Annotated in this window: 21 protein-coding genes; all 21 read right to left on the bottom strand. The window is 62.2% G+C overall.

Annotated features, from left to right (window positions below; translation table 11 throughout):
* Positions 1-7 precede the first annotated feature (7 nt).
* Positions 8-2,689: a carbohydrate binding domain-containing protein gene (locus tag RMO25_RS10700; RefSeq protein WP_309662589.1), complete on the bottom strand. Its 2,682-nt coding sequence runs from the start codon at positions 2,687-2,689 to the stop codon at positions 8-10.
* A complete protein-coding gene (locus RMO25_RS10695) occupies positions 2,686-3,504 on the bottom strand; it encodes a carbohydrate ABC transporter permease (RefSeq protein ID WP_309662588.1) in 819 nt (272 codons plus the stop codon). Before RMO25_RS10695 ends, RMO25_RS10700 begins: the two co-directional genes overlap by 4 nt.
* Positions 3,504-4,400: a sugar ABC transporter permease gene (locus tag RMO25_RS10690; protein ID WP_309662587.1), complete on the bottom strand. Its 897-nt coding sequence runs from the start codon at positions 4,398-4,400 to the stop codon at positions 3,504-3,506. Before RMO25_RS10690 ends, RMO25_RS10695 begins: the two co-directional genes overlap by 1 nt.
* A 13-nt stretch (positions 4,401-4,413) precedes the next feature.
* Entirely contained in the window at positions 4,414-5,664 is a 1,251-nt protein-coding gene (locus RMO25_RS10685; protein ID WP_309662586.1) for an extracellular solute-binding protein, read from the bottom strand.
* Entirely contained in the window at positions 5,661-7,067 is a 1,407-nt protein-coding gene (locus tag RMO25_RS10680; protein WP_309662585.1) for a glucoamylase family protein, read from the bottom strand. Before RMO25_RS10680 ends, RMO25_RS10685 begins: the two co-directional genes overlap by 4 nt.
* Before the next feature lie 69 nt (positions 7,068-7,136).
* The gene (locus RMO25_RS10675) at positions 7,137-10,001 is read right to left on the bottom strand and encodes a TonB-dependent receptor domain-containing protein (protein WP_309662584.1); all 2,865 of its coding nucleotides are present in this window, start codon (positions 9,999-10,001) and stop codon (positions 7,137-7,139) included.
* 113 nt (positions 10,002-10,114) lie between these two features.
* A complete protein-coding gene (locus RMO25_RS10670) occupies positions 10,115-11,113 on the bottom strand; it encodes a LacI family DNA-binding transcriptional regulator (protein ID WP_309662583.1) in 999 nt (332 codons plus the stop codon).
* Positions 11,114-11,262: 149 nt separating this feature from the next.
* Positions 11,263-12,375 (bottom strand): sn-glycerol-3-phosphate ABC transporter ATP-binding protein UgpC, encoded by a 1,113-nt coding sequence (locus RMO25_RS10665; protein ID WP_309662582.1) that lies wholly within the window; start codon positions 12,373-12,375, stop codon positions 11,263-11,265.
* A gap of 121 nt (positions 12,376-12,496) precedes the next feature.
* Positions 12,497-12,985 carry a prepilin peptidase gene (locus tag RMO25_RS10660; protein WP_309662581.1) on the bottom strand — a complete coding sequence of 163 codons (489 nt, stop codon included), beginning with the start codon at positions 12,983-12,985 and terminating at the stop codon, positions 12,497-12,499.
* Positions 12,982-13,797, bottom strand: coding sequence for a tetratricopeptide repeat protein (locus RMO25_RS10655; protein WP_309662580.1), 816 nt, complete (start codon positions 13,795-13,797; stop codon positions 12,982-12,984). The genes RMO25_RS10660 and RMO25_RS10655 overlap by 4 nt, the downstream gene beginning before the upstream one ends.
* Positions 13,797-15,161 (bottom strand): LytR C-terminal domain-containing protein, encoded by a 1,365-nt coding sequence (locus tag RMO25_RS10650; protein ID WP_309662579.1) that lies wholly within the window; start codon positions 15,159-15,161, stop codon positions 13,797-13,799. The genes RMO25_RS10655 and RMO25_RS10650 overlap by 1 nt, the downstream gene beginning before the upstream one ends.
* Before the next feature lies 1 nt (position 15,162).
* Positions 15,163-16,140 carry a type II secretion system F family protein gene (locus RMO25_RS10645; protein WP_309662578.1) on the bottom strand — a complete coding sequence of 326 codons (978 nt, stop codon included), beginning with the start codon at positions 16,138-16,140 and terminating at the stop codon, positions 15,163-15,165.
* A gap of 4 nt (positions 16,141-16,144) precedes the next feature.
* Positions 16,145-16,975: a type II secretion system F family protein gene (locus RMO25_RS10640; protein ID WP_309662577.1), complete on the bottom strand. Its 831-nt coding sequence runs from the start codon at positions 16,973-16,975 to the stop codon at positions 16,145-16,147.
* Between the two features lie 167 nt (positions 16,976-17,142).
* The gene (locus tag RMO25_RS10635) at positions 17,143-18,531 is read right to left on the bottom strand and encodes a CpaF family protein (RefSeq protein WP_309662576.1); all 1,389 of its coding nucleotides are present in this window, start codon (positions 18,529-18,531) and stop codon (positions 17,143-17,145) included.
* 2 nt (positions 18,532-18,533) lie between these two features.
* Positions 18,534-19,676, bottom strand: coding sequence for a pilus assembly protein CpaE (locus tag RMO25_RS10630; protein WP_309662575.1), 1,143 nt, complete (start codon positions 19,674-19,676; stop codon positions 18,534-18,536).
* Positions 19,677-20,048: 372 nt separating this feature from the next.
* A complete protein-coding gene (locus RMO25_RS10625) occupies positions 20,049-20,663 on the bottom strand; it encodes a TadE/TadG family type IV pilus assembly protein (protein WP_309662574.1) in 615 nt (204 codons plus the stop codon).
* Entirely contained in the window at positions 20,663-21,181 is a 519-nt protein-coding gene (locus RMO25_RS10620; RefSeq protein WP_309662573.1) for a pilus assembly protein, read from the bottom strand. Before RMO25_RS10620 ends, RMO25_RS10625 begins: the two co-directional genes overlap by 1 nt.
* Positions 21,178-22,737 carry a pilus assembly protein TadG-related protein gene (locus RMO25_RS10615; protein WP_309662572.1) on the bottom strand — a complete coding sequence of 520 codons (1,560 nt, stop codon included), beginning with the start codon at positions 22,735-22,737 and terminating at the stop codon, positions 21,178-21,180. Before RMO25_RS10615 ends, RMO25_RS10620 begins: the two co-directional genes overlap by 4 nt.
* Before the next feature lie 12 nt (positions 22,738-22,749).
* The gene (locus RMO25_RS10610) at positions 22,750-23,046 is read right to left on the bottom strand and encodes a hypothetical protein (protein ID WP_309662571.1); all 297 of its coding nucleotides are present in this window, start codon (positions 23,044-23,046) and stop codon (positions 22,750-22,752) included.
* Positions 23,036-24,556, bottom strand: coding sequence for a type II and III secretion system protein family protein (locus tag RMO25_RS10605; protein WP_309662570.1), 1,521 nt, complete (start codon positions 24,554-24,556; stop codon positions 23,036-23,038). Before RMO25_RS10605 ends, RMO25_RS10610 begins: the two co-directional genes overlap by 11 nt.
* A 1-nt stretch (position 24,557) precedes the next feature.
* A partial coding sequence (gene cpaB / locus RMO25_RS10600; RefSeq protein WP_309662569.1) for a Flp pilus assembly protein CpaB occupies positions 24,558-25,382 on the bottom strand: 825 nt, incomplete at its 5' end.

Below are 25,382 nucleotides of genomic sequence, written 5' to 3'. Positions count from 1 at the left end.
TCCTTGTTCATCGCCCGACCTCGATCCGGATCGGTTTGCCAGTCGCGTTAAAGGTCAACATCTTGTTGCGCCACGGCACGGCTCGGCCATCAATCCGCGCGGGTCGCGGATTGCTCTCGAATGGCCAGGCGAGCACGAAGCCGCCCGGCGGGTGAGCCGCGCCATTTATTGTCGCGACGAGACGATTGCCGTTGCCGCGCATCGCGAAATCGAGCCGACCATAGGCCGTCGCCAAGCCTACTATGCTCGATCCATCGCCGGTCAGCCAAGCCGCCGACAAGCCGCCGCCGAGCACCAGGGCGCGCTCGTCGCGCCGCTCCCAGGCGAACATGTCGAGCACGCCGCGAACGAAATCGGACGCGACCCAGGCGTGGGGCATATCGCCGATGAAGCGGATTTCGCGTTGGTCACGGCCGACCACTTCGGCCCATTGGTTCCACGCTGCCGGGCGTCGGTCGGCCATGAAGAAAGCGAGCAGGGGATCGATCCGGTCGTGCCAGCCCAGACGCACGAAGCTGCCGATCGTCCGCGTTTCGTAGGGCGTATAATCCTTCCACTCGCGTGACCCGGCGGCGCGAGTCTGGAACTCGCGCCAGTAACGCTCGAAGGTTGCGGCCAGCATCTTGGGGTCCAGTCTGGCCTGTTCGTTGCCGGGGTCGAGGGCGATGGTCGTCGAGGTCGCGTCGAAATCGCCGAGGCTCGTGGCGCCAGGGATGAAAGCAATCTTCCAATGATCGCGCGCGACGAGGATCGCGGCATGGAGGTCGGTGGCGAATTGGTCGCGCGATGCGGCGATGTTGGCGGCTTCAGGTTTGCCCAGGGTCTGCGCGATGTCAGCCGCGTCGCGATAGCCCCGCAGGGCCCAGAAATCGTCCCACAAGCTATACTGGGCCTTGGCCGAATAGCCTTCGTGGCTGATCGACGGCGGCATCAATCCGTAGAGCATTCGGCGGTCCGGGCTGAGGTTGGCCGGTGTTTGCTCGCTCAGGCGAAGCTGGTCCATATAGCGTGTTGCGGCGAGCACCGATGGCCAGTCGCGGTTGAGCGCGGCGCGGTCGCCGGTGAAGCGATAAAGTTCGCCGATCAGGAAAATATATTCGCCGTGGCTGTCATTCTCGGGCACCGGATCGGCGCCGCGAAAATCGACGCAGCACGGGATTTTGCCGCTTTTGAACTGGTTCGGCCGGTACCAGTCGGCGAAGCTGCGGGCGACGTCGGCGCGGCCCATGCGCAGCAGGGCTTCGGACATCATCGCGCCATCACGGATCCAGGCGCGGTCGTAGCTGCGCGTGCCGGGCTTGAGCATCGGCCCGTCGCGGCTGGTGAGAATGTGCGAGAAGGCCGTCGCGAGCGTGTCGGCGACCGCCCGCTTGGCCGGCGGAACGCGCAGCTTCACGCGGCCCAGCATGTCGCGCCAATGCGCCTTGGTCGCGGCCAAGGCGCTATCCCACGACGGAGCGGCGGCGTTGGCGCTGTGCATCGTCAGGACGATCCGCTCGCTCGCTCCCGGCGCCAGGTCGAGACGGTACACGAGGTCGGCGGTGGCCATGTCTTGGCCCGGCAGCGTGCCGATCGTCATGGCAGTGGTCGGGCGGCTGGCAAGCACCACGCGGGTCACCGGCGGATCGCCCTCGGTTTGCGGCTGGGTGATGGCTAACCCGGCGCCGTCCCGGACGATCCGCGCAATCGGGCTGGCCCCGCCTTGCTGGGCAAGGAATTGCGCCGGCGGGTTGACCTGCCACGGGCGAATCCCGAGCCGCACCTCGATCTCGCGGCGTCGCCCTGCGATATTGGTCAATTGGTAACCGGCCAGCACTGCGCGGCCGGCGCTGTCGGCGAGCAGCGTCGTATCGAGACGAAAGCCGGGCGCAATCCAGGTCACCGTCGGGATCGGCAGTCTGCCGTCGGCGAGCGAGTGGCTTTCCTCGACGGTTGCCCAATCGTACCGCTTGCCACCGTCGACCACCAATGGTTCGATCGAGAAGCTGCCCTTGGCCGGCTCGATGGCGGCGTCTTCGCTGATCAGCGCGGCGACCTTGCCGCCGTCGCTGCCCGCCAGCGTCCAATAGGGCTGCTCACCGATGAACGCCCGCGGATAGCCGCCGCGCGGGCTCGCTTTGGCCAGCGCCGCAATCGCGTCGTCGGCCGATGTCTCCTGCCGCGCCACGGCTGGAATGCCCGGCAGCGGAATGATCTGCAAATCATCGACCGAGATGCGCCCGGCGCCGCCGTCGCGATTGCGGGCAATAACGAACTCGATCCCGTCCGCATGGCTTAGGGTTTTGTCCTCCGCCGGACCCCAGGCAAACACGATTTCCCCCGCCGGAACAACGACTTGCTGCCACTGCTCCGGCGGGCGGAAATTGCGCCACACCTTCCACCACACGTTGTCGCCGTCAGTCAGCTTCAGCTGCAGGTCGTTGCGCCCACCCATACCTTTGATTTTGAACCGAATTTCGTAATTACCCGGCAGCGCGACATCGACCGCTCGGCGCATATAGCCATAGCCCGACACCTCTCCGAAATCGTAGCGCAATTCGACCGCGCCGTTGTTCGCGGCACTCGATGCAGCGACGCTGTCCGATCCTTTCGCCGGCCAGGCCGCGGCGTCGTCCATCGGATCGACCAGGATCGGCGCCGGTGCCGCGGATAGCACCACCAGCACTAGCAATACCGCAAGCCGTCTCACCCCTTGACGCTCCCGGCGAGCAGGCCGTCGAGGTAATGACGCTGGAGGACTAGGAACAGCACTAGCACCGGGAGCACCGTCACGACCGATCCGGCCATCATCAGCTCATTGTCCTGGACATGTTCGCGACTGAGCGCCGCCAAGGCCACCGGCAGCGTGTAGAGGTCCTGGTCGGCCAGCACGATCAGCGGCCACATGAAGTCATTCCAGCTGCCGAGGAACACGAACAGCGCCAGCGTGACGAGCACCGGCTTCAGAATCGGCAGGACAATCCGCCGAAAGATCATCCATTCGCTGGCCCCGTCGACCCGCGCCGCCTCGATCATCTCGGTCGGGATCGACAGGCAGAATTGGCGCACCAGGAAAATACCGAAGATGTTGGCGAGCCACGGCACCAGGACCCCGCCATAGCTGTTGACCAGCCCCATCGCCTTCAGCTCGAGGAACAGCGGCAGCATGCCAATTTGCCCCGGCACTACCAGCGCGCCGACCAGCGCCTGAAAGATTGCATTGCGGCCGGTGAAGCGCAACTTGGCGAAGGCATAGCCGGCCGGCACGGTGAACATCAGCGCCAACGCCGTCGCCAGGCACGACACGAGGAAGCTGTTGGCAAGGTAGCGGCCGACACCATAGGTGCCGAACAGAGTCTGGTAATTGGCCAGGGTTGGGCGTTTGGGAATGAGTGTCGGCGGAAATTGCCCCGCGCTGCCCGGTGGCATGAAACTGACCGAGACCATCCACGCCAGCGGCAACAGCACCACCAACGCCACCAATGCGGCGAGCAAAGTCAGGCCATTGCGCTGGAGCCAGGCCATCACACCGCCCCGCTGCGCCGGGCGATGTGCATCTGGATCAACGTGGTGACGAAGATGCACAGGAAGAGAATGAATGCGACCGCCGCGCCCGAGCCGAGGTTCCACCATTTGAACCCCTCTTCGAACATGAAATAGAGCACGGTGACGGTCGACTTGGCCGGGCCGCCCTGGGTCATGACATAGGGTTCGGCGAACAATTGGAACATGCCGGCGACGGTCAGGATCGCGACCAGCAGCATGGTTGGCGCGATCGCCGGCAAGGTGACGTGCCGGAAGCGGACCCAGGCGCCGGCACCGTCGACCCGCGCCGCGTCGATCAGGTCGGCGTTGACCGCCTGCAGCGCAGCGAGGAAGATGATCATGTTGTACCCGAAGGTTTTCCACGCGACGAACAACAGGATCGCGGGCAGCGCGGTGTGCGGGTTACCGAGCCAGTCGACCGGTGCGATTCCGACCCAGCCCAATGCATAGTTGATCAGGCCGTAGCGGGTATGCAGCAGATAATTCCACACCAGCGCGGTCGCCACCAATGTGGTCACGAACGGCGCGAACAATGCCACGCGCCACAGTGGTTTCCAGCGTAGCGTCTTGGCGTGCACCAGCAGCGCCGCGGCGAGCGAAAGCGAGACGATCAGCGGCACGCCGAGCACCACAAACCACAGGGTATTGCGCATCGCCTGCCAGAACAGCGGATTGGTCAGCAACCGCTGGTAATTCTCGAAGCCGATGAAGCGCAAATTGGCGAGGTCGGCGAGCGCATAAATGTCGAAGTCGGTGAAGCTCAAGGCCAGCGAGGCTACTGCCGGGACGACGAAGAACAGGCCGATGGCGGCAAGCGCTGGTGCCGTCATCGCCCAGCCGGCACGAGCCTCGGCGCGGACCGTGGGCTCGCTCATGCGCCCAAATCCTTCACGACCCACGCCCCTGGTCGATCATCCACCGGCGCTTTTCGAGCAAGCGGTCGGCGCGCTTGTCCATTTCGCGGGCACCATCACCAATAGTTGTTCGGCCGCGCACGACCAGTTCGGCGACATTCTGCATCTCGGTGACGATCCGCTCCCACTCGGGCACCTTGGGCAGCGCGCGGGCAAAATCGAGTTGGGTCGCAAAGGCGTCGGTGATCGGGTCGGCGATCAGGCCCGTTGCCGTCCACACCGAGCGGGTCGGCGGCAGATCACCGGTCAGACCCTGCAACGTCTGTTGGGTCGCGGGTGCCAGCAGTTGTGCGATCAGGTTCCACGCTGCAGTCGGGTCGCGCGCCGATTTGTAGACCACCAGGCTCGATCCGCCAGGCGTGCTGCTGCCGGTCCCGTGCGGACCCGGGAAAGGCGCGGTGGCCCAACTGTGCTGCATGTTGGGCGGCAGGCGTTTTTTCATGTCGCCGATGGTCCAGGGTCCCGATGGATAGACGCTGAAATAGCCCCGCGAGAATTCATTCCAGACGTTGCTGATCTGGGTCGAGGACGCCACCGGGGCAAGGCGCTCATCGTAGAGCGATTTGTAGAAAGCCAGCGCCTCGCGAAATTCGGGTGCGGCAAAGGCACCCCGTGTGCCCTCGGCGTTGAGTAGGCTGGCGCCCGCTGACAGCGCGATGCCAGTGAGATGCTCGGATTCGTTGAGCGGCATCAGCACCGCATAATTGCCCGGACCGGCCACGGCTTTAACCTTGTGCAGCGCCTGTTTCCAGTCCCCCCACTTGGGCGGCGGCGCGGCAAAGCCGGCGCGGGCGAACAGGTCGCGGCGATAGAATTGCAGCCTGGTGTCGACGTACCAGGGTAGCGCCATCAACCGGCCGCCGATGCGATTGGTGTCGACCACCGCCGGGAACTGGCCGTGCGTCAACGCGATCAGCGCGGGCGGCACCGGCAGGATCGCGTCGATCGCCGCCAGTTCGGCAATCCAGCTATTGCCGACCTGGCCGAGGTCAGGCAGCGAATCGCCGGCAAAACTGGTGAGCAATTTCTCGTGCGCGGCGGTCCACGGCAGCGGCTGCACCTGGATTTTTGGCAGGCCACGCAATGTCGCGAGAAGCGTTGGCAGGTTTTCGGCCTCCGCGCCCATGGCCCAGAATTCCAGCGTGCCGCTCGGTCGGCGCGCGCATCCCCCGACCAACGGCAGCGCCGCCAGGCCGGCGACGAATGTCCGCCGTGCCAGCTTCATCCGAGCCAGCCGCCGGAAAATCCGGCTGTGCGCAAGCCCGCGACGATGGGTGCCGACGTGCGCATCCGCCGCCAGACCAAACCGTCGCGATAATTGGCGATCATTGCCACGATCGGTCCCTGGTCGATGCCGAGGATGTCGTCGTCGACCCAGGCAACACCAGGCACGATTGCGCCTTCGCGGATCAATTCGGCCAGTGCCGGATCGGCCAGTGTCGGGTTAAAACTGTCGAAGAATCCGTAACGGCCGTAAATCGCCGAGCCGTAACGCGCCTTCATCGCCGCCAGCACGGGCAGTACGAGATTGGGTGCGAAGGCGATCGACCCCGCCGCCGCGGTCGGGGCCAGCGTGCCGTCGTCGCGGTCGCCCGGCCCGCGCGCCGAGTAACTGAAGAATTCGCGCGTGCGACCGTCCAGGCTGTGTTTGAAGTCGCCCGGCCCGTCGCAGGCCGTCATGCCCCAGACATCGCCGTCATAGCCACGCCAGCGCCCCGGGTTGGCGATCGCATAATTGCGCTGGGCGATGGTTGCGCGGCGACTGTTCTCGAACAGGTCGATGCCCTTGGCCCGCAGCCACGGGTCGGCGATGCCTTTGAAGTCGACCCAGACGTGGCTGTACTGGTGCCCGAACAGCGGCGGAAACTGGATGTGTTTTGGCCCCCAATTGCCGCCCCAGTTCAGGTCGAAATTGCCGGTGTAGCGAGTCCAGATGTTAGGCTTGATCGGGAAGGTCGGGCTGCCCAGCGCGAGCAAATAGAGCAAAGTTGCCTCATTATAGCGATCCCACTGGCTGGAGATGAAGCCGTCCTCCGGTTTCCAGCCCATCGATACGAACGGTCCGCGCCCGAACATCCAGCGCCAGTCGACCGCGTCATTAAGCCGCGCGGCGAGCCGCCGGATTTCCACTTCGTCGGCGTCCGGGCGGTCAAAATATTGGGCCGCGAAGAGAACGCCGCCGAGCAGTAAAGTGGTATCGATCGACGATAGCTCGGTGGTTTGGAACCGCCGTCCTTCATCAATGTCGATGAAGTGGTAGAAGAAGCCCTTGTACCCGGTCCGGCCGACGGCTTCCGGGCCCATTGGCGCGTTGGCGAAGAAGCGCAACGACGCCAGCGTCCGCCCGCGCGCTTGGGCCCGACTGATCCAGCCGCGCTCGGCGCCAATCGGGTAGGCGGTCAATCCGAAACCGACCGCCGCAATCGAGCTGAAGCTCTTGGTTGGCCAGCGATCCGGAACCAGGCCGTTGGCCGGGTTGCCGGTTTCCCAGAACCAGTTGAACGTCCGCCGCTCAAGGTCGCCGAGGTCGAAGGCCCCTGCTGCCGGAACCTGCGCGGAAACGCAGCCGGACATCGCCGCCGCGCCCAACGCCGCCGTATAACCGCCGAATTGTCGTCTCGTAATCAAACTGTCCGCCCGTCTACCCCCAGGAGTAACGCCCGCGCTTGCCTACCGGTCAAGCGCGGGCGGTGGAGGTTAGAAACGGTAAGCGGCGCGGAACTGCACTCGGCGGGGCAGCGTGAGCAATGAGTTGGGCTTGCCAAAACTGAACACGTTCGGATCGATTTGGCAGCACTTGAAGCCGTTGAACGAGGCGTAGTTCTTGTTGTTGAACAGGTTGAACACGTCGATTGCGAACGACGCTGTATGAGTGCCGAACAGACGGAACTCTTTTTCCGCCGTTACATCGACTTCACAACGGGCAAATAGGCCAAGGCAGTTTTTCTTCGGGAATGCCGAGGTGACATGCAGAGTGTTGATATCGAAATAGGGTGCGGTGTTGCGGTCCTCAACCGAGAAGGCCTGGCCGCTGCCCAACTTGGTAAGTGTCGAGAATTTCACCCCCCACGGAAGGTCGAGCAGGCCCGAGATGACAAGGGAGTGTCGCTCAATTCCTGGATTGTTGCGGAATCCGTAATCGTCGGGAGTCGGCTTATCGAGGCTGAACAGGTCATTGCCATTCTTCTCCGCTTTTTGCAGCGTGTAGGCGATATTAAGGCCCCAGCCGGAGGCGGGTGTATAGGCCCTGTCTAAAGTCACATAGAGCGCCTTGTAGCGCGTATCCAACCCGTCGAAGCCGATCAGCACGTTCGAGTAGCCAAACGCTCTCGCGGCCGTTGTGTCACAACAATCACCTATCCCGCCGTTTTGGCGTGTGGCGAACAGATGCGTGTAACCATTTTTGCCTCTGATATAGCTCCCCGTTACCGATGCGCTCCAGGAGCTTCCAAACTTCTGTCTCACGCCCAAGCTGAATTGGTCCGTACGAGGCGGCTTGGCATTATTTTTGACCGCGAACAGTTCGGGTTGGCCGGTGAGCGCGGTCGCCTGCAGCGCGATCAGTCCATCGCGGGTCAGATAGGCAGGATTCCAAAGCACCGTCGGGCTGCCGTTGCGCAGCGATCCATCTGACGAAAATTCGAACCGGCCGATGATGTATTGCGACCGGTATTTCTCATCGAGTGTGTTGTTGAACACGTTGCGATCGAAATAGCGCCCGAAGCCGCCGAAGATGACGGTCCGCTGGTCATCGTGGAGGTCATAGCTGAAACCGATACGCGGCTGGATCATGTTGTACACTGGCCGGTTGCTGCCGTCGGTGATGTAATCCTCGGGATTGAAATAGGCAGTTGGTGTCTGCGCTCTGAGCGCTGCCGCTGCATTGGCGGGCGTCACATATTTGTTGTTGAACATGTTACTTTCGCGGTCCCAGCGAATCCCGAGATTGAGCTGCAGCTTGTCGGTCACATCCCAGTCGTCCTGGGCGAAGATCCCAAAAATATTGTTGTTGGCCTTCAGATTAGGGTCGCCCAGGCCCAGAAAGGCCTGTTGGGGAAAGCTGAAATCGGGGCCACGGAAAATATACTTTGGCTGGAGTTCAAAAACTTTGACGAAGTCATATTTCTGGCGTGAATATTTGATACCGACCTTGAACGTATGCGTGCCCCACATCTCGACATTGGGAATCGTCAAATCGTCACGGAAGGTGAGCCCGCGCTGCTTGATATCCTGGGTGCCGTCCTTGCCGCCAAAGGTGATGATGTTGTCGTATTGAAAGGTTGGGCTATCTGGATTGAGAGACGTCGGATTGTAGTTGAAATTGAGGTAATCGATTGACGCCTCATTGAGGAAATTGTCGGCACGATAAGTCCATTTTGCGAGGTAAGTATCGACGGTGTTCTTCTTATTTTCGGCGACCTCGTAGCTGTTATGGCAGTCGGTATTGCAGCCGAAGCCTCCAATGTCGGTTTCTTTTCGGCGGCTGAATGATACGTCGAAGGTGCTCTTGTCATCGGGGATTAATGTCAGTTTTCCGAAGAACAGGTCGCCGCGGAACGGGCTGATGAAATTGCCAGCAAATTGTTGTGGATCAATTCCCAGATTCGCGCCCGGGGGCACAGGCCCCGGCGTGACCGTGCTGGCGCGGTCCTGGTCGTTGCCTTCGTAAGCGCCGAAGAAGAACAATTTGTCCCTGATGATCGGACCGCCAAGGTCGAGGCCATATTGAATGCGCTTGAAGGCGGGCTTGGGTCGGCCAGCGCGCTTGTCGAAGACATTCGCCTCCATCAAATGCTTGTCGGTGTAGGACACGAACGCATCGCCGTGGAACTGGTTGGTTCCTGACTTAGTAACCGACGTCACAATCGCTGCTCCTGCCTGTTCATATTCGGCCTTGAAGTTCTGCGTGAGGACGCGGAATTCCTGCACTGCAAGCTGGGCGAACGGGTTGCCGCGGCTGTCCTGCTGGCCGGCAACGCCTTGGTCGAGAACAGTGTTCTTGAGGTTGACGCCGTCGATGAAGACGTTGACCGCCGCGGGCGTCGACGCACCGCTTTGGAAGCCGCGATTGGTCTCGCTGTCGTTATATTTCACGCCCGGCGCGAGCTGGGTGAACGCAAGGAAGTTGCGATCGCCCTGCGGCAGTCGGCGGATCTGTTGCTGGCTGACGTTGGTGGCGACTTCGCTGGTCCGCGTTTCGACCAAGCGCCGGCCGGTGACGACAATCTCGCCTTCGGCGGCAGGCGCCGGCGGCTGTCCCTCGGCAACCGCTGCGGCCGGAGCAAGGTCGAGCGTGGCGGCCTGCCCGATTTCAACCGTCACATGATCGGTGACCGCAGCTCCAGCGATCTCGGTCGAGATCGTATAGGCTCCCGGCCGCAATCCGGAGAGCGTATAGTTGCCGCTGGTATCCGCCTTCGTTGTAATCGACTGATTGGTGCCTTCGTTGACCGCCGTCACATTGGCATTGGGCACTGCCGCCCCCTGCGCATCTCGTACCTGCCCGCTAATCGCGGCGGTGATCGTCTGCGCCGACGCCGGGACTGCCACGGCCGTGATCATCGTTATGCATGATACACCGAGCAACAGCGAACGCAGCATCTGGTTGCGGCCGATGCCTCGGTTTGAGTGTGATTTGGTCATGATAATTCCCCTGTTGAATCTGTGGTCGCGGCTCAGCTTCTCGCGGCTGATGACGCTCGGATGACGAGTACTGGCTTGAAAATGTGTTGCAGTTCGGGTTTGCGCCCGGCAATGAGGTCCGCGCAGCACTCAAGCGCCTGGCGCCCCATTTCGGCAATCGGCACCGCGGCGGTGGTCAGCGGTGGATTGACGTAGCGGGTGATTGGGATGTCATCGAAACCGGCCAAGGCGACATCGCCGGGCACCGTAATGCCGGTATCGCGCAAGCCTTCGAGGCAGCCGATCGCCATCATGTCATTGGCACAGAAAATCGCGTCGGGCGGGCCCGCGGCGGTAAGCGTTCGCGCCGCTTCGCGGCCCGATTCCTCGCCAAAGTCACCCTGCACGATCCATTCGGGAAAGGCGACGGTGGCGCGCTTGAGGGCCGCGCGATAGCCGCGGAGCCGTTCCTTGGCTTCGATATTGTCGGCCGGACCGGCAACAAAGGCGACGCTCCGTTTGCCGTCGCTGGCGAGGTGCTCGGTAATGGCAAAGGCACCGGCGTAATTGTCGATGACGAACGATGCGTGGCCGGCGCTGCGGCGGTTGCCGCCCAGCAATACCAGGGGCACGCCAGCGGGGGCGGCCGGGACAACCGCGTCATTGCCGGCGTTAAGCGACATCATGATGATCGAATCGACTCGGCTGCGCATCGCTCGCAGGGCGGCCGCGGCTTCGGCTGGATCGCCGTGCGAACTCGAAAGCAAAAGGTGCAGTCCGCGCGCCCGGGCGGCAAGGTCGATGCCGCGAATCAATTCGGAGAAGAACTCGCCGTGCAGATCGGGCAATAACACGCCGATCGTGTCTGTGCGCTGTGACGATAGCGACCGCGCGCCGCTGTGCGGAACATAGTCGAGTTCGTCGACAATCTTGAGAACATGGTCGCGAGTCGGACTGGCGACTTTTTCGATGCCGTTAAGCGCGCGCGACACCGTTGCCACCGAAACGTCCGCGGCTCGCGCCACGTCACGAATGGTGACGCCTTTCAGCACGGCTTTCGGTCGGTTGCGAGGGCGCGGGCAATGACCAAAGGATTGGTCCCGATCTGATCTATGTGGTTTTTGTGTAAACGGTTACATTCGCAACCTAGTCACCTCGATCAAATACTGCAAGCGACTCATTTTCAAAGGTTTGCCGTGCCTTAGGCGGCCATGGAATCCGGCGAGTTCGCGACGCGCGCAAAGGCGTGGCCGTTGCTGTCGAAGAGGTGGCAATCCCGCGGTTGCGCGCCAATCATTATGGCCTGCCCTTCGTCGAGTTTTTGTCCGGCAGGAAGCTGCATGATCAGTGGCTCGTCCGAAACTGCGGTGGTGACGTAAGCAAACTGCATGTTACCCAACCATTCGATCAGCGCCACTGTCGCCGGCAGCCCGTCCTTTTCTATGCGCACCAAATGCTCGGGGCGAACGCCAAGCGTTACCGAGTCGCCAACCTTGTGGGAGCCGACATTCACCGCCGCTTCGATCATCGATTCGTCGCGCAACTTGACGCGGGCTGTATCGTTGCCGCCGCGGTCGAGCTTCGCCTCGATGAAGTTCATTTGCGGCGACCCGACGAACCCGGCGACAAACTTGCTGGCCGGACGCTGATAGAGCTCCTCGGCGGTGCCCAGTTGGTGAATTTCGCCGCGGTCGAGAATGGCAATGCGGTCGGCCAGCGTCATCGCCTCGACCTGGTCATGGGTGACGTAGATCGTCGTCGTCTTCAGCCGCTTGTGCAGCCGGGCGAATTCATAGCGCATGCGGACCCGAAGCGCGGCATCGAGATTGGACAGCGGTTCATCGAACAGGAAAACAGATGGCTGGCGAACAATCGCCCGACCGATTGCAACCCGTTGCCGCTGTCCGCCCGACAGTGTCTTGGGCTTGCGGTCGAGCAAGTGACGAATGTCGAGCAGGTCCGCCGCCGCCGCAACCGCTGTGTCGATTTCCGAACGGGTCTTCCCGGCCAGCTTCAACCCGAACGCCATGTTTTCGTGCAACGTCATGTGCGGATAAAGCGCATAGGACTGAAACACCATGGCGATGCCGCGCTTGGCTGGCGGAACGCCGTTCATGCGCTCGCCACCAATGAATATGTCGCCCGAATCGACTTCATCGAGCCCGGCGATGCTCCTGAGGAGCGTTGATTTTCCGCAGCCCGAGGGTCCGACTAGAACCAGAAATTCGCCGTCCTTGACGCTGAGATCAATGTTGCGCAGCACGGGAGTTGTCCCGAACGCCTTGCTTACGTTGCGCAGCTTAACATCCGCCATTCGGTCGCCTCCTGGGGACAATCTAATAGAGGCCATGCATTTCGCTACAAGCCCGTCACCGGAATCGAGGCGGGATTCCAAAGGCCACCCGCGATAATTTACGCAACTTGAGAAGGGGGTGTCACCCGCGCAGCATGGCGGTCGCCAACAGGACGCCGGACGCGATTGCCACGCCATAAGGTATGCCGCCCTTCGGCTTGAGCAACCGAACGCGAGCAATTGCGGCGTCGCTCCAGTTGAACATGCGCAGTCCCAGGATCACCAGTGCGAGCACGCCACCGGCGAGCAATACCGAAGTCAGCATCACGACGCCGCTTCGGATATCAAACCAAAGCCCGGCCGACGCGAGCAATTTGACGTCGCCGCCGCCCAGCTTTCCCGATGCGAAAAGCAATGTTCCCATGCCTAATAGCGCGCCGAACACGACGATGTTCTGCCACAATGCAGATTGTGGCCCAGCGACGGCAATGGCGACGAAAGCCGCGCCGAGGATCAGGATGCAAATGATGTTCGAGATGCGCAATCGCACGGCATCTTCGATCGCCGCGGCGACGAGCAGCAACGCTAAGATCAGGGCCAGCCACAGTGGCGCCTCGGCGGCTAATCTCATTGCGCGGTCGGCGCGCTACCGGCTTGCGACAGCGCCAGATTGTTCGCGGCGCGTTCGTACCATTGGCTACGCGCTTCAATGGCCTGCGCGAACGCGGCAATCGCGCGCTTCTGGTCGCCGCGAAACCGGGCCATTACGCCCGCGTCGTTGAGCCGCGCCGACCAGTCACTGTCGTTTTCGGCCGTCCGTCTTTGCGGCAGGTCCTGGGTCGCTGCGGCTTGCGCAAGATCAAGGTTGTTGGCGATCCGGGCGTTCTTTGGATCGAGCGTCGCCGCTTTCTCAAGTTGCTCGGCAGCTTCCGCCCAGCGACCGCGCAACAATAACGACCATCCTAGATTATTGACGGTCTCGGCGCGACCGGGATTCAGCGCCAGCGCCTTGGAATAGGACAGGTCCGCGACGGTCCAATCGCTGCGGAAGTCAGCTGCGACGCCCCGGGCATTCCACGCCCGCCAGGACGCGGTGGGTGAGGTCGTCGCCCGTTCCAGCAGGATCGCGGCGCGAGCTATGTCGCCAGTGTGGACCGCGGCAATCCCGGCATGCTCAGCCAACCCCAGGTCCCCGCTGTGTTTGCCGAGCAGCAGTCCATAACGGACGAGCGCGGATTGAAAGTCGCCCGACTCAAAATCGAGATCGGCGAGTAGTCGGTCGATCGCGTCGCCCGTCGCACCGGCCTTGACCGCGTCGCCGATCATGATCCGCGCCTGGTCAAGCCGTCCGGCCTCAATGGCGTGCGCGGCTTCGTTCAAAGGCACGGCAGGCGGCGGAGAAATTACGGCAACCACCGCCGCTGCCAACAGCAATAGCGGCATCAGGTCCTTGCCCGGAGCGCGGAGTCGCGCGCCGCGTCACGGCCGAGCAAAATCGTCACCTGACGGGCGCCGGCGCGCTGTGCAATGGCAAATCCGAATTGCACGGAAAGCCGCTCTGCGACGCGGCGTCGGTTGGCCGGATATAGAATTATGCTGCGCATCCGGACCGCCGGCGCATCGCCAATCGAGACCGCGCGCCAGCCGCGATCCGCCAAATATATGCGGGTGCGCGCGGCCAGCCGATCAACCCGGGCGGCATTCAGAACGCGCACGCCGGCGGGACGCAATGCAGCCTGACGAAGCGGAATGAACCTGACGGTCGCGCTCCGCTGGGTGCGACCAACCGTCAGCGCGTGCCACTGCGGCGCGGTGGCGGTAACCAGCTCAACCTCCCGTAGCGACAGGCGCTCAATCCTCGGGCCAGACGTCACCCTCTCGTTGAGTTTCGCCATGTCGCGTTCGACGCGGGCCTTGATCACGGCGCTTTCGACCGCGACCTGCACCGGTATCGCCGCCGGCAAGGGCTGTGTCACCTTATTGGACGGCGACGATTTTGCCGCGGTTTCGACGGCAGCGACCGGTTGCAAAGTTGCGCGTTCGACCTGAGCCGGAACCATGGCAACCGCTGTTGACGGTTTCGCAGTTGACACAGGCATCGGCGCGGCGGCCATTGGTCGCGCCGGCGGTAGAATGACCGTCACTGAACGACCGATCGCCGGCTTGGCCGCCGGTATCACCGGTGTGATTTTGGCTATTGCGGCAACCTGAACGACCCGGGCTGGAACCGTCGGCACCGCAGGTGTCGGGATTGGCTGGCTTGCCGCGGCAAATTGCGGGGCAGGGACCGGGCGGATTGCCGGACCAACTGGCACAATTGGCGCGGGCGCTGTGGCCAAAACCGTGGCTGGCACCGGCGGTGGCGCGGAATCCTGCGCGGCGAGCGCAATTCGGTCTTTGACTTCCTGGCGCACCGAAGCGGCTTCGATTGCGCGGCCTTGCATGTCCAGGGAACCGGCGAGGGCGGTCAGCACTTGCGTGTTGCCGGGCGCAATCGCCAACGCGGCTTCGTAATTGCGTCGGGAAAGGTCGAAACGCGCCATCTGATCATAACAAGCGCCGACGCCGGCCATGGCGTCGATGCTTTCAGGATCTTCGCGCAACGCCATGCGGAAAGCTTCAAGCGCCAGCGCGACATTGCCCAGGGCGAGTTGTCCCCGTGCTTCGGCGATCCGGAATGGCACTGCCTTGGAACCGGCAGCCAACGGCGCCTTGATCGGGCGGATTTCAAGCTTGCCTTGTTGACCACCGCAGGCAGCGACTGAAAGCATCGCCGCCGTGCCAATGATTTTGCCCCCCCGGTTCATTTTATCCTCCCCCATTAAGCGCCGGCATGACCTGCCGAATCACGCGGATCGCCGCTGGCAGCATCAATACGCCGATCATTACCGGCAACATGCAAGCAACCAGCGGAATGGAAAGCAGTACCGGCAGCCGATGGGCCTTTTCTTCGGCCCGCATGCGGCGACGCTCGCGCATTTCTGTAGCATAGATTCGCATCGTCTGCGCGACTGACGAGCCGAGCTTGGTTGATTGAATCAGCAGCGTGGCGAAGGCGCGGATCTCGTCCGCGCCAGCACGGTCGGCCATCCGTCGCAAAGCATCCTCGCGACTGCGGCCGGCGCGCAATTCCAGCACCACCGCGCCCAGCTGTTCGGCGAGGCGGGGATGCGAATTCGTCATTTCCTGGCCGACGCGGGCGAACGCCGCTTCCAGGCCGAGGCCTGCCTCGACGCAGACGAGCATCAGATCGAGCGCATCAGGAAATCCGTTGATGATCTCGCGCTGGCGGCGGTCGGCGCGAGCGCGAATGAAGATGCTGGGGAGGTAGAGGCCAAGCGCGGCGGCAATGGACAAAGTGATGTAAAGTTTCGTCAGGCTCGGCGATGAGCCCATCACCCGGTAGAGCCCGAGCAACATGACCGGCAACACCACAACCAGTCCAATCCGCGTCAGCGTATACAGCCGCGGCCCATAGGGTGCGGTATAACCGGCCGCGATCAACCGCTGCCGCAGCGCCTTGTCCTTCGTGTCGACCAGCGACAGGCCCGACTTCTCGATGGCGTTAACCAGCTTCAGCCAGGTGCTTTGGGATTGGTCGGTGCGCAATGTGCCGGCACTTCGTGCCACCGCCACTTGAGGCCCGTCTTCAACCAGGCGGCGACGCGCCAGCTGCCTTACGGCGACACCAGTTGCAACGAAATAGACGATCGCCGCAACCAAAGCGAAAAGAGCTAACAACAGCAGCCTTCTCAGGAAGGCATTCTCGGCTATCAGCCCAAACATATCGCTATACCTTCAAATCGACCAAGCGCCGGATACTCACGAAACCGATGATGTAGAGTAGGATCAGTCCGATGAATCCGGGCAGGAAGGCGGGATCGTCCGAAACATCGAGATAAAAGGCCGGATTGGCTATGAATAGCGTGGTGAAGGCGAAAATCGGCAAGCCCGTCAACATGATCGCGGTCATTCGCCCTTCGCTCGACAAGGCCCGAACCTTCATCATCATCGATGCTCTTTCGCGGATTACCGTCGAGAGATTTTCGAGAATTTCTGCGAGGTTTCCCCCCGTCTCGTTTTGCACCGAAAGCGAAACGACGAACATGCGCATATCATCGAGGTCCCAGCGATTGGCCATCGCCTGCAACGCATCGCGAAGATCTGCACCGTAGGTCACTTCGTCGACGACAATGCCGAACTGACTGCCGATGGGATCGGCCATTTCCTCGGTCAACAGGTCTAAGGCGGCGGCAATCGGGTGCCCGGCGCGCAAGCCACGCACGAATACATCAACCGCGACAGGAAACTGTTCCTGCATCTTCTTGCGCGTCCGGTTGGCTTTGAACTGCAACACCATGAGCGGAATGGCCGCGCCCAATAGCCCGCTGAACGTTGCGATCAAAAACAGACGGCCAAAGGCAATCGGCACACCTGTCGCCGCCATGATCATCAAGATCACGAAGAAGAGGACGATTGGGCCAAGCAGAACGAACAGCATCAAACGTCCGGTCGGCATGGTAATTTGAGCGGCCATCAGCATGCGCTCAAACTTGCCGGCCGTTCCGGCGAGGATTGGCGGGAGCCATGTCGGCAGATCGCTGTCGGCGCGGCGCAGCAAGTTGAGCGCCTCGCCGTGCGTACGGCCCTGGCCGATCAACTTGAGCCTCAGATTGATCGCTTTGCCTTCGGACCGGCTGCTCGCGAGCCAGCCGACGATCGACTCAATGGCTAACACGACCGCCCCAAAGATGCAGGCGAGGATGAGGGCCTTGAGCCAGCTATCGCTCATTGCTCGAACTTTGAGTCGGGCCGGAATAGCTCGGACGACAGCGTCAGTCCGTGCGTTTCGACATGATCGAGGAAGCGGGGGCGAATGCCAGTCGCCTCGAAGCGCCCCAGAATCTGGCCGTCGGCGGAAACGCCGGTTTGCCGATAGCGGAAGATATCCTGCATCGTCACCACATCGCCTTCCATCCCGGTCAACTCGGACAGGCTGAGCAACTTGCGCCGTCCGTCGGCGAGGCGGCCGACCTGGATCACGACGTTGACCGCCGATGCGATTTGCGCACGCGCCGACCGCGGCGGAATGTCGATGCCGCTCATGCCGATCATTTGCTCGACGCGTGACAGCGCATCGCGCGCGGTATTGGCGTGGACCGTCGTCATGGACCCGTCATGGCCCGTGTTCATCGCTTGCAGCATGTCGAACGCTTCGCCGGCGCGAACTTCGCCGACGATAATCCGATCGGGCCGCATGCGCAGCGCGTTCTTGACCAGGTCGCGCTGCAGAATCTCGCCCTTCCCTTCGATATTGGGCGGGCGCGTTTCCAGGCGCACGACGTGCCGCTGCTGCAGCTGAAGTTCCGCTGAATCCTCGATTGTCACGATGCGCTCGCGCCCGTCGATAAACGCCGACATCGCATTCAGCATCGTCGTCTTACCGGAGCCGGTGCCCCCCGAAATGAGCACATTGCGCCGGGACCCGACAACCGCCTGCAGCACTTCGGCTACTTGCGCGGGCACGCTGCCAATTTCGATCAGACGGTCCATGCTAATCGGTACGCGCGCGAACTTGCGGATCGACAGCAGTGAGCCGTCAATCGACAATGGCGGAACGACCGCGTTGACCCGGCTTCCGTCGGCCAGTCTGGCATCGACCATCGGTGCCGATTCGTCGATCCTGCGGCCAACCGCGGAAACAATCTTCTGGATGATGCGCAGCAAGTGCCGCTCGTCCTTGAACCGCACCGGGGTCGGCTCGAGGACGCCGTAGCGTTCGACGAAGACGTGAGCGTGCCCGTTGACCAGGATGTCGGTGATGGTCGGATCTTTGAGCAACGGCTCCAACGGTCCAAGGCCGAGGAGCTCGTCGAGGACGTCGCCGACCAGTTGCTTGCGTTCCGCCTGGTTGAGCGCCTGATTCTGCTTCGTCAGCTCTTCGTGGACGATGTCGCCAACTTCCGCCTGAATCTGTTCGCGGGACATTTTGTCGAGCGCCGACAGGTTGATCAGGTCGAGCAAGCGCTGGTGCAACTCCACCTTGAGGTCAGTGTGAGTGTCACGCTTGGCGAAGGCCCCGGCATCTCCCGTCGTGACCAGCCGATGCTCTTCGAGCGTGCGCGGGGCCGTGGTCTCTCGCGTTGCGCCTCGCGCGGATTTTTTAACTTGCCACATGGTTAGCGATCCAGCCCGAGCGCAGCAGCGATACCGGCGTCGAGCGATTCGATATCCTTGCCGACGCTGCTTCTCCGCTTGATGGCGCTGATCGGCACCCCTTGTTCGACCGCCGCGGACATCACGGCATGGTCATTGGCAATCGTATAACCGACGTCGCGTCCAAGTGCCTGACGCACGTCCGCCGGCTTGATCGATTTAAAAAGGCCCTTCTCAAAGCGGTTGACGACAATGCGCAAATCCAATGCAGCGAGATCCTGGCTGGCAATCAAGTCGAGCTGCCGGCGCGAGCGGTTGAGGCTGGTCACGCTGAGCTCGGTGATCAAGAGTACCAGGTCTGATCTCGCCAGAACCGATAGTGACCAATTCGTCCAATTGGTCGGCAGTTCGACGAAGACCGTGCCAAACTCGCGGGCCGCGAGGTCAACGATGTCGATCAGCTGCTCGCTGGAAAGAGCTTCAAGCGGCATCATGTCGGTTGGCGACGAAATGACATGCAAGCCGCTCGGATGGACGACGGTGGTTGCGCGGAGCAGGTCCCCGTCGAGCCGCGAACCGGCATCCAGCAAGTCGCTGAGTGACAGCTTCGGCCGCAGACCAAGCTGGAAGGCGGCATCGCCGAACTGGACGTCCAGATCGAGCAAGCACACTTCGCGCCCGGCGACCGCCTCCTTCTGCGCGAATTGGATGGCAAGTTGGCTGAGTAATGCGGTTGCGCCGACGCCCCCGACACTCTTGATCACGCTGACCTGCTTGCCGATCGCAGCCCTCGCATGACTTTCGATGGCAAGCGCGTCCCGGATGGGGGCCAGCGAGGCCTCCAGATCCTCGACATCGAGCGGCAACGGCACAACATCGTGGGCGCCGGCTCGTACCAGCGATCGAACGAACGCAAGCGGCGGTTCAAAGGCCGCGGCGATCAGCGGGGTCTTTGTCGCCGCGGCAAGTTTCTGAAAGCGCTTGACGGACGCGGGGGAGTCGCGATCGACTTGAATGACCGCGGCCGCGGCAAGCGCCACGTCTTCGGGATCGATCCAGTCCGTCTCGGCCAGCAGGCTGAGCGCCAGCGGGAAACCCGCGATGCGCGCGCCGACCAGTTCGGCGGCATCGCCGTGCGCACCGGTCAAATACAAATGGACGGCCACCTCACGCCGGTGGGTACGCCAACTCTTCCCGGTTTCGTTAGGATTGATCACAGACATTCCCGCTTACCCGTTCCTCGTTTCACTTACCGTGCTCGAGCTTGGCCCAAGCGTTCTCGTAAGTGACTGAAATGCCATGTCAGTCAACCGGACCATTCCCACCGGTGCCACTTCGGGACGATACGGGTTTGGCAAATCGATCATCCCAGTTCGCCACGGTTCCGGATCCGTCCGCCGGCGTCCACGCAGCACTGGTGACCTGCGGGGCGATGGAAGTTCAATCGCTTGAAACGCCACCGGGAACGACGCTTTTGCTTTCGCGGATGGGCGCGCAATCGTGTCGTTGAAGTTTCGTTGATCAAACATGGCGCCTTCCTAATTCGAACTTCCGCAGTCTCCGGTGGTCGAGCATTCGCCATCCTCGAGCGTCAGAGATGCTTTGACAACTGGCAGATTTATTGTTCCGCCAAACAGAATCAGCGGCTTAAACGTCAAATTCCTGAGTTCGACTGTCGTTAGCGGGGACACGTCGGGGCCTGTCGGATCGCCGGAATAGCCCAGACCGACATTTTGGTAAGTCACCCAAACATTTGACGACTGAATTTCCGGATACATGTTCTGCATCCAGGTCACGATGTATTGGAATGCGGCTGCGTTTCGCCCGGATACGCCGCTTGCGGCCCCGGTTACGGTGCAACTACCTGTGTTGTTACAGACGGCGCTATCGAATGTGGCGGTGGGCACCGCGTCGCCTCCGGGAATGCTGTAACTACTGACGAAATCAGTGTTAATGACGTTTGCGACAGGATCGCTGACAATAGCGTATCGGACGCCCATTTGGGTGGCTTTTTCGGCCCGATTAAGGGTCCACATGTACCGACCCACATCAATGGTGCCCAACAGGAATAGCAGCAGCAATGGCAGAACCATCGCGAACTCGACCGCAGAGGCCCCCTCGTCGTTTCGGGCGAAGATAGCGAAACGCGCCATCACAAGCCAAAAACCGTCGCTTGGCTTGTCGCGTTGAGGGACAAGCCAGTGCTCTGAAACCCGATCGCGCCAACTAGAGGGCTATAAGGTACGGACGCCGTCACAAATACCCGCGGTACAGTTGCACGAGCAGTATACAGGCCGTCATAAACACGCGCGCCATTCACACCGGCATTGGCATAACAGTCAATTGTAACGGTTATTGTGGCCGGGTTTGTCCAATAATATAGCAAGGGCAGGTCAGCGACCGTCACAACGGGTTTCCCGAATCTTACGACATTCTTGATTTGATTTTCATTTGTCGCGGGGCCGCCGCAGGGCATGGAAGCAAAACTCTGGCGCGATGCATAGCGGGCACCGTCGCGCGCGGCTTTGACCACCACATTTTCGTCCCAAAAAAACTTCCCGATCTCGAGGGAGCCAAACATGAGAATGACAAGCAGCGGCGTGACCAAGGCCATCTCGGCAGCCGCGGCGCCGCGTCGATCCGACCAAACTCTGGCACGCAATTTTGTCATCTCACAAGATAAGGCACGTCGCGGCGCACAAGCTGCGGTGCGGCCCCGCCGGGGTCCACGCTCCCGATGACCTCAAGATAGATCTCGTTCCCGCTATCGCCATTACCGCGCCCCGTTGTCCCGGGTTCAACCAGGAACATGTTGACATAGCTGCCGACCTGGACCGGGGTCGATGTCCCACGAAGGTCGCCGCAGTTCGAGCCGACCGCGACTTGGAGTACGCGGCGGTCGCGCGACGGATCGGGCACGGTGGTGTTGCACACTGGGCGAGCTTGCTGATTATCGACCCCTGCCGCCCCTGTCGGGAAATAGCCGTTCGCAATTTCCCACAAATAGGTTTCATACCGGGTCATCGTCGCGGCATTGGCAGGGATGCGGCCGCTATGATATTTATTGAAATAGTCGCCTCGGGCCCAAACGCCATCGCCGAAACGGCTATTGGTTCCACATGACGAGCCATAGCTGGTATAATGGCAATCGTCTCGGGGGAGGCCCATAGCGTCAATTACACCGTTCGCATCGATCTGTGTCATCGCTGTGTCAGCCGCATTCTTTACCCGTGGCGAAAAACGGTTCGCCGCAGTGGCAATCAGGTGCCAACCCTCGTTGTTAATGTTGTTGGCGTGGCCGTTCTTGATACCGCACTGACCGCCGCCAGTCTGCCGGACGAGATCCTTGGTGACGTTGAGCGCTGGCGGGCAGGCACTGCCCAGGCAGGGGGCGAGGGCAACTCCACCGCCGCCACTCATATCGTAAATATCGAACCGCGTGTTGATCGCGACGATGGCAGGCGTCGGCGCGCCCGAGCTGACTGGTTGCGTACTGCCGATCAGCTGGCATTGGAAAACTGGGTTCTGGAATGCCAGGCCAATCTGAGTCGAATTGGAATCCGAGGGACCAACATAGCCGAAATCACCCGGTGCCCAGTTGGACCCGCTATTCGAAACTGCCCTGATTCCGTGCCCCTTCAGTGTGTCCCAATCGACTGCCGCGCCAGTGGGAGGGCAGATCATCAGCGGCGGAACCTTGCATAACGCCGTACCGAGACCGGCCCGGGCCTTGGCGCTCAAGTCTCCGGAAGTTAGCGCTCCAACGACCGGGGTCAGGGCAAAATTGGCCTTCCGGCTATTGACCGTGACCTCAACGAATTTCGCTTCTCCGTTGGTTGTGGCAGGCACCGCGCCTGCTTTATCTTGAAAGAAACGAACGCTGGCAGCGGAGTCATCCTGAATCACAGTGTCTGACACGCACACAGCCGAGGCGGCGACGGTTACGCCCAGACCGCCGGCATCATTGGCGAACAACGTTTGATTGTTCAAAAGCGAACGTGCCGCCTCGACAGCCCGACCACAGGACCCAGACTCCCCATCCAATTGGCTCGCCGCGGCAAGAGCAGCCTGGTCAGCGGCATTTTGCAGCTCGGTGTCGAGGCCGGCCAGGCGGGCATAGTCAAAGGCGATCCCGCCGACGGCAACCAGCGCGAAGAGCGAGAGTCCGACCGTGGCGGCGACAGCACCCTCAGTGTTCTGGGATAGGCTCCTTACCGACCGCTTCATCGCCCATCTTCCTTATCGTGGACCGGAGGAGCCGCCGGCGCTCGAGGAGGTACTCATGACCTCGACCTGCTTAACCGCGTCTGTCCGATACCGTTTGACAGCCGCCGCGCCCTTGGCGCCGCTGTCTCCGGGCTGAGAGCCGTTAGCGGCATAGACCGGATCCGGATCGATGACTTGGACCGCGGCATTATACTTCGTCGATTCGCCGAACGATGGATCGGGTGAAATCGGGTTCTGGTTCATGTTCGTCAGGCAACCACTCAATAGTATTGCTACCAGCGGCGTGGCGATCAGCAACTTAGAGCTCATGGCCATAATCCTTCTCAAATCCGATCGGCTGGCGTTGCGCGCTGCCGCCCGGACCGGGCGCAGGTGCGCGCGGCTGGGTGACGAATGGCGCCGACGACGGCGGCACGCCGGTATCGGTGCGTCCGTTGAGGAACAGGTCGGCTTCGTTGGGCGGCCCGACGCGGTCGGTCGGCGCGCGCAGGTTTGCGGATCGCACCGGCCGCACTAGGTGCGGGGTGACGATGATCACCAGCTCGGTCTCTTCCTTCTGGAAGTTGGTCGAGCGGAACAACGTGCCGATGATCGGCAGCGAGCCGAGGAATGGCAGCTGGCGAATGGTGTCCTGGAAATCGCGGCGCAACAGGCCGGCCAGCGCAAAGCTTTCGCCATCGCGGAGCTCAATGGTGGTTTTGGCGCGCCGTGTCTGCAACCCAGGAATGGTCAAATTGTTGATGACGATCGAGGCGGTTGGGTCGATCGAGCTGACTTCCGGCGCGACGACCAAATTGATGACGCCGTCGGCCAGGACCGTTGGTGTGAACGCCAGGCTGACGCCGAACGGTTTCCATTCGACCGTGAAGGCGCCATTGTTGCCGCCACCGCTGCCGCCACCGCCGCCGGAATTTTGCACCACCGGCACCGGGAATTCGCCGCCGGCGAGGAAGCTGGCGGTTTCGCCGGACAGCGCGACGAGGGTCGGCTCGGCCAGCGTCGTGATCGCGCCCTTGCGCTCGAGCGCGTCGAGCGTGACATCAAAGTTCGTGCCCAGCGCCCGGAATGCGCGCGAAACGATGCCGAAACTATTGGTGATCGAACCCAGAGCGAGGACGGATTTCCCGGGAACCGTTGTCGTCACGCCACCGATGGTGGATGTAATCGGCACGCCGGGCGACAGGCTGGCGCCGCCGCCGATCGCACCCTTGAGCGCGCCGCCGTCACTGCCTAAGAACCAGCTGACACCCAGCTGTTTCAGTGCCGAACGCTTCACTTCGGAAAAGCGGACTTCGAGCATGACTTGCTGGGCCGAGCCGATCGACAGCAAATTGACGACCTTGCCCGGGGCGTAGGTTTCGGCGATCTGCACCGCGCGGTCCGCCGCCGGGGCGTTAGCGACGATGCCTTCGAGAACGATGGAATCGTTCGAAATCCGGGCCCCAACATCATCGGTCGGCATCAATTCCGACAGCTGGCGCTTGAGCGAGGTGACGTCCGGACCCACCACCACATCGACCACCGCCAGCAATATATTGCTGCGATCATAGAGGGTCAGGCTGGTCGTCCCCATTTTCTTGCCGAGCACGTACAGCGACTGGTTGGTCAGCGGCAGGATGTCGGCGATGTCGGGATTGCCGATCAGCGCCTTGGCGTAGGGCCGATCCGACCGGATTACCTGGCTTTTGTTGACCGGCACCGCGACTTCGCCAGCGTGCACTTCGTCGGCGACGCTGATCCCGCTCGATTGGGCGGCGGCGGGCGCGGCCGCGCTCGCCAGGGCCAGGGCCGCAACGCTAAGCGCGAGCCTGCCGTACATGTTACGAGCCATAGTTCCCCACCTCGTAATTGCTGCCCTCGGTCCCCCGAATGACCTGGATGCTGTTGGTTGGCGGCTGTCGGAACACCGGCCCGGTCGGTTTGGCCGGCGCCGTGCGCCGCGGCGCTGGGCGTCGCGCGCCCTGGTTGTTGGCGGCATTGATGCGATCCGCCGCGCCATACATCGCGCCCGCCATCGCTCCGTCCAAACCGCCACCGGTCGCCCGGCTCGCCATCGTCGTCTGCGGATAGCGCCCGCCGGTCCCGCCGCCGTACAGGCTGAAGCGCAGGTCGGCGAGGCTGACCGTCCGGGCGGTCGGGCCGTTCTGATCTTCACCGGGCTTGCGCAGCACCAGGCTCAGCTGGCCGACCTGCTGGCCGAGCGCGAGTTTCTGGGCGTCGATCGGATTGACCTCGAGCGTCGCGGTCTTGGCCAGGACCGGCTTGCCGTCGGCGCCCTTGGCGTCCTGATCGGTGGCAATGACGCGGATGTTCTGCAGCAGAACATCGGTCAGCTGGGCGTCGCCACCCGGCGCCTGGTGGGTAATCAGGACATCGACGGAATCATTGGGCTGGACGAAGCCGGCGACCCCGGACACGTCGTTGAGGCGAACGGCGGCGGCGCGCATGCCGTCGGGTAGCAGCGACGCGACCGACGCGCCCTGGCCTTCGCCGCTAATCTTGCTGGCGAGGATTGGTTCGTTGACCAGCATTGGCCGCAACGCGACCCGGCGCTTGCCCGCGGGCAGCAGCTCGGCGAGGCTGCGGAAGCTGCCTGGCGGCACGCTGGCGATCGGGTAATCGGCGAAGCGGATCTTGTCGGGGGT

The sequence above is a fragment of the Sphingomonas sp. genome, from assembly GCF_031361285.1.
GTDB lineage: Bacteria > Pseudomonadota > Alphaproteobacteria > Sphingomonadales > Sphingomonadaceae > Sphingomicrobium.
The sequence above is the reverse complement of the archived record's forward strand: the minus strand, read 5'-3'. Positions and strand labels throughout refer to the sequence as shown.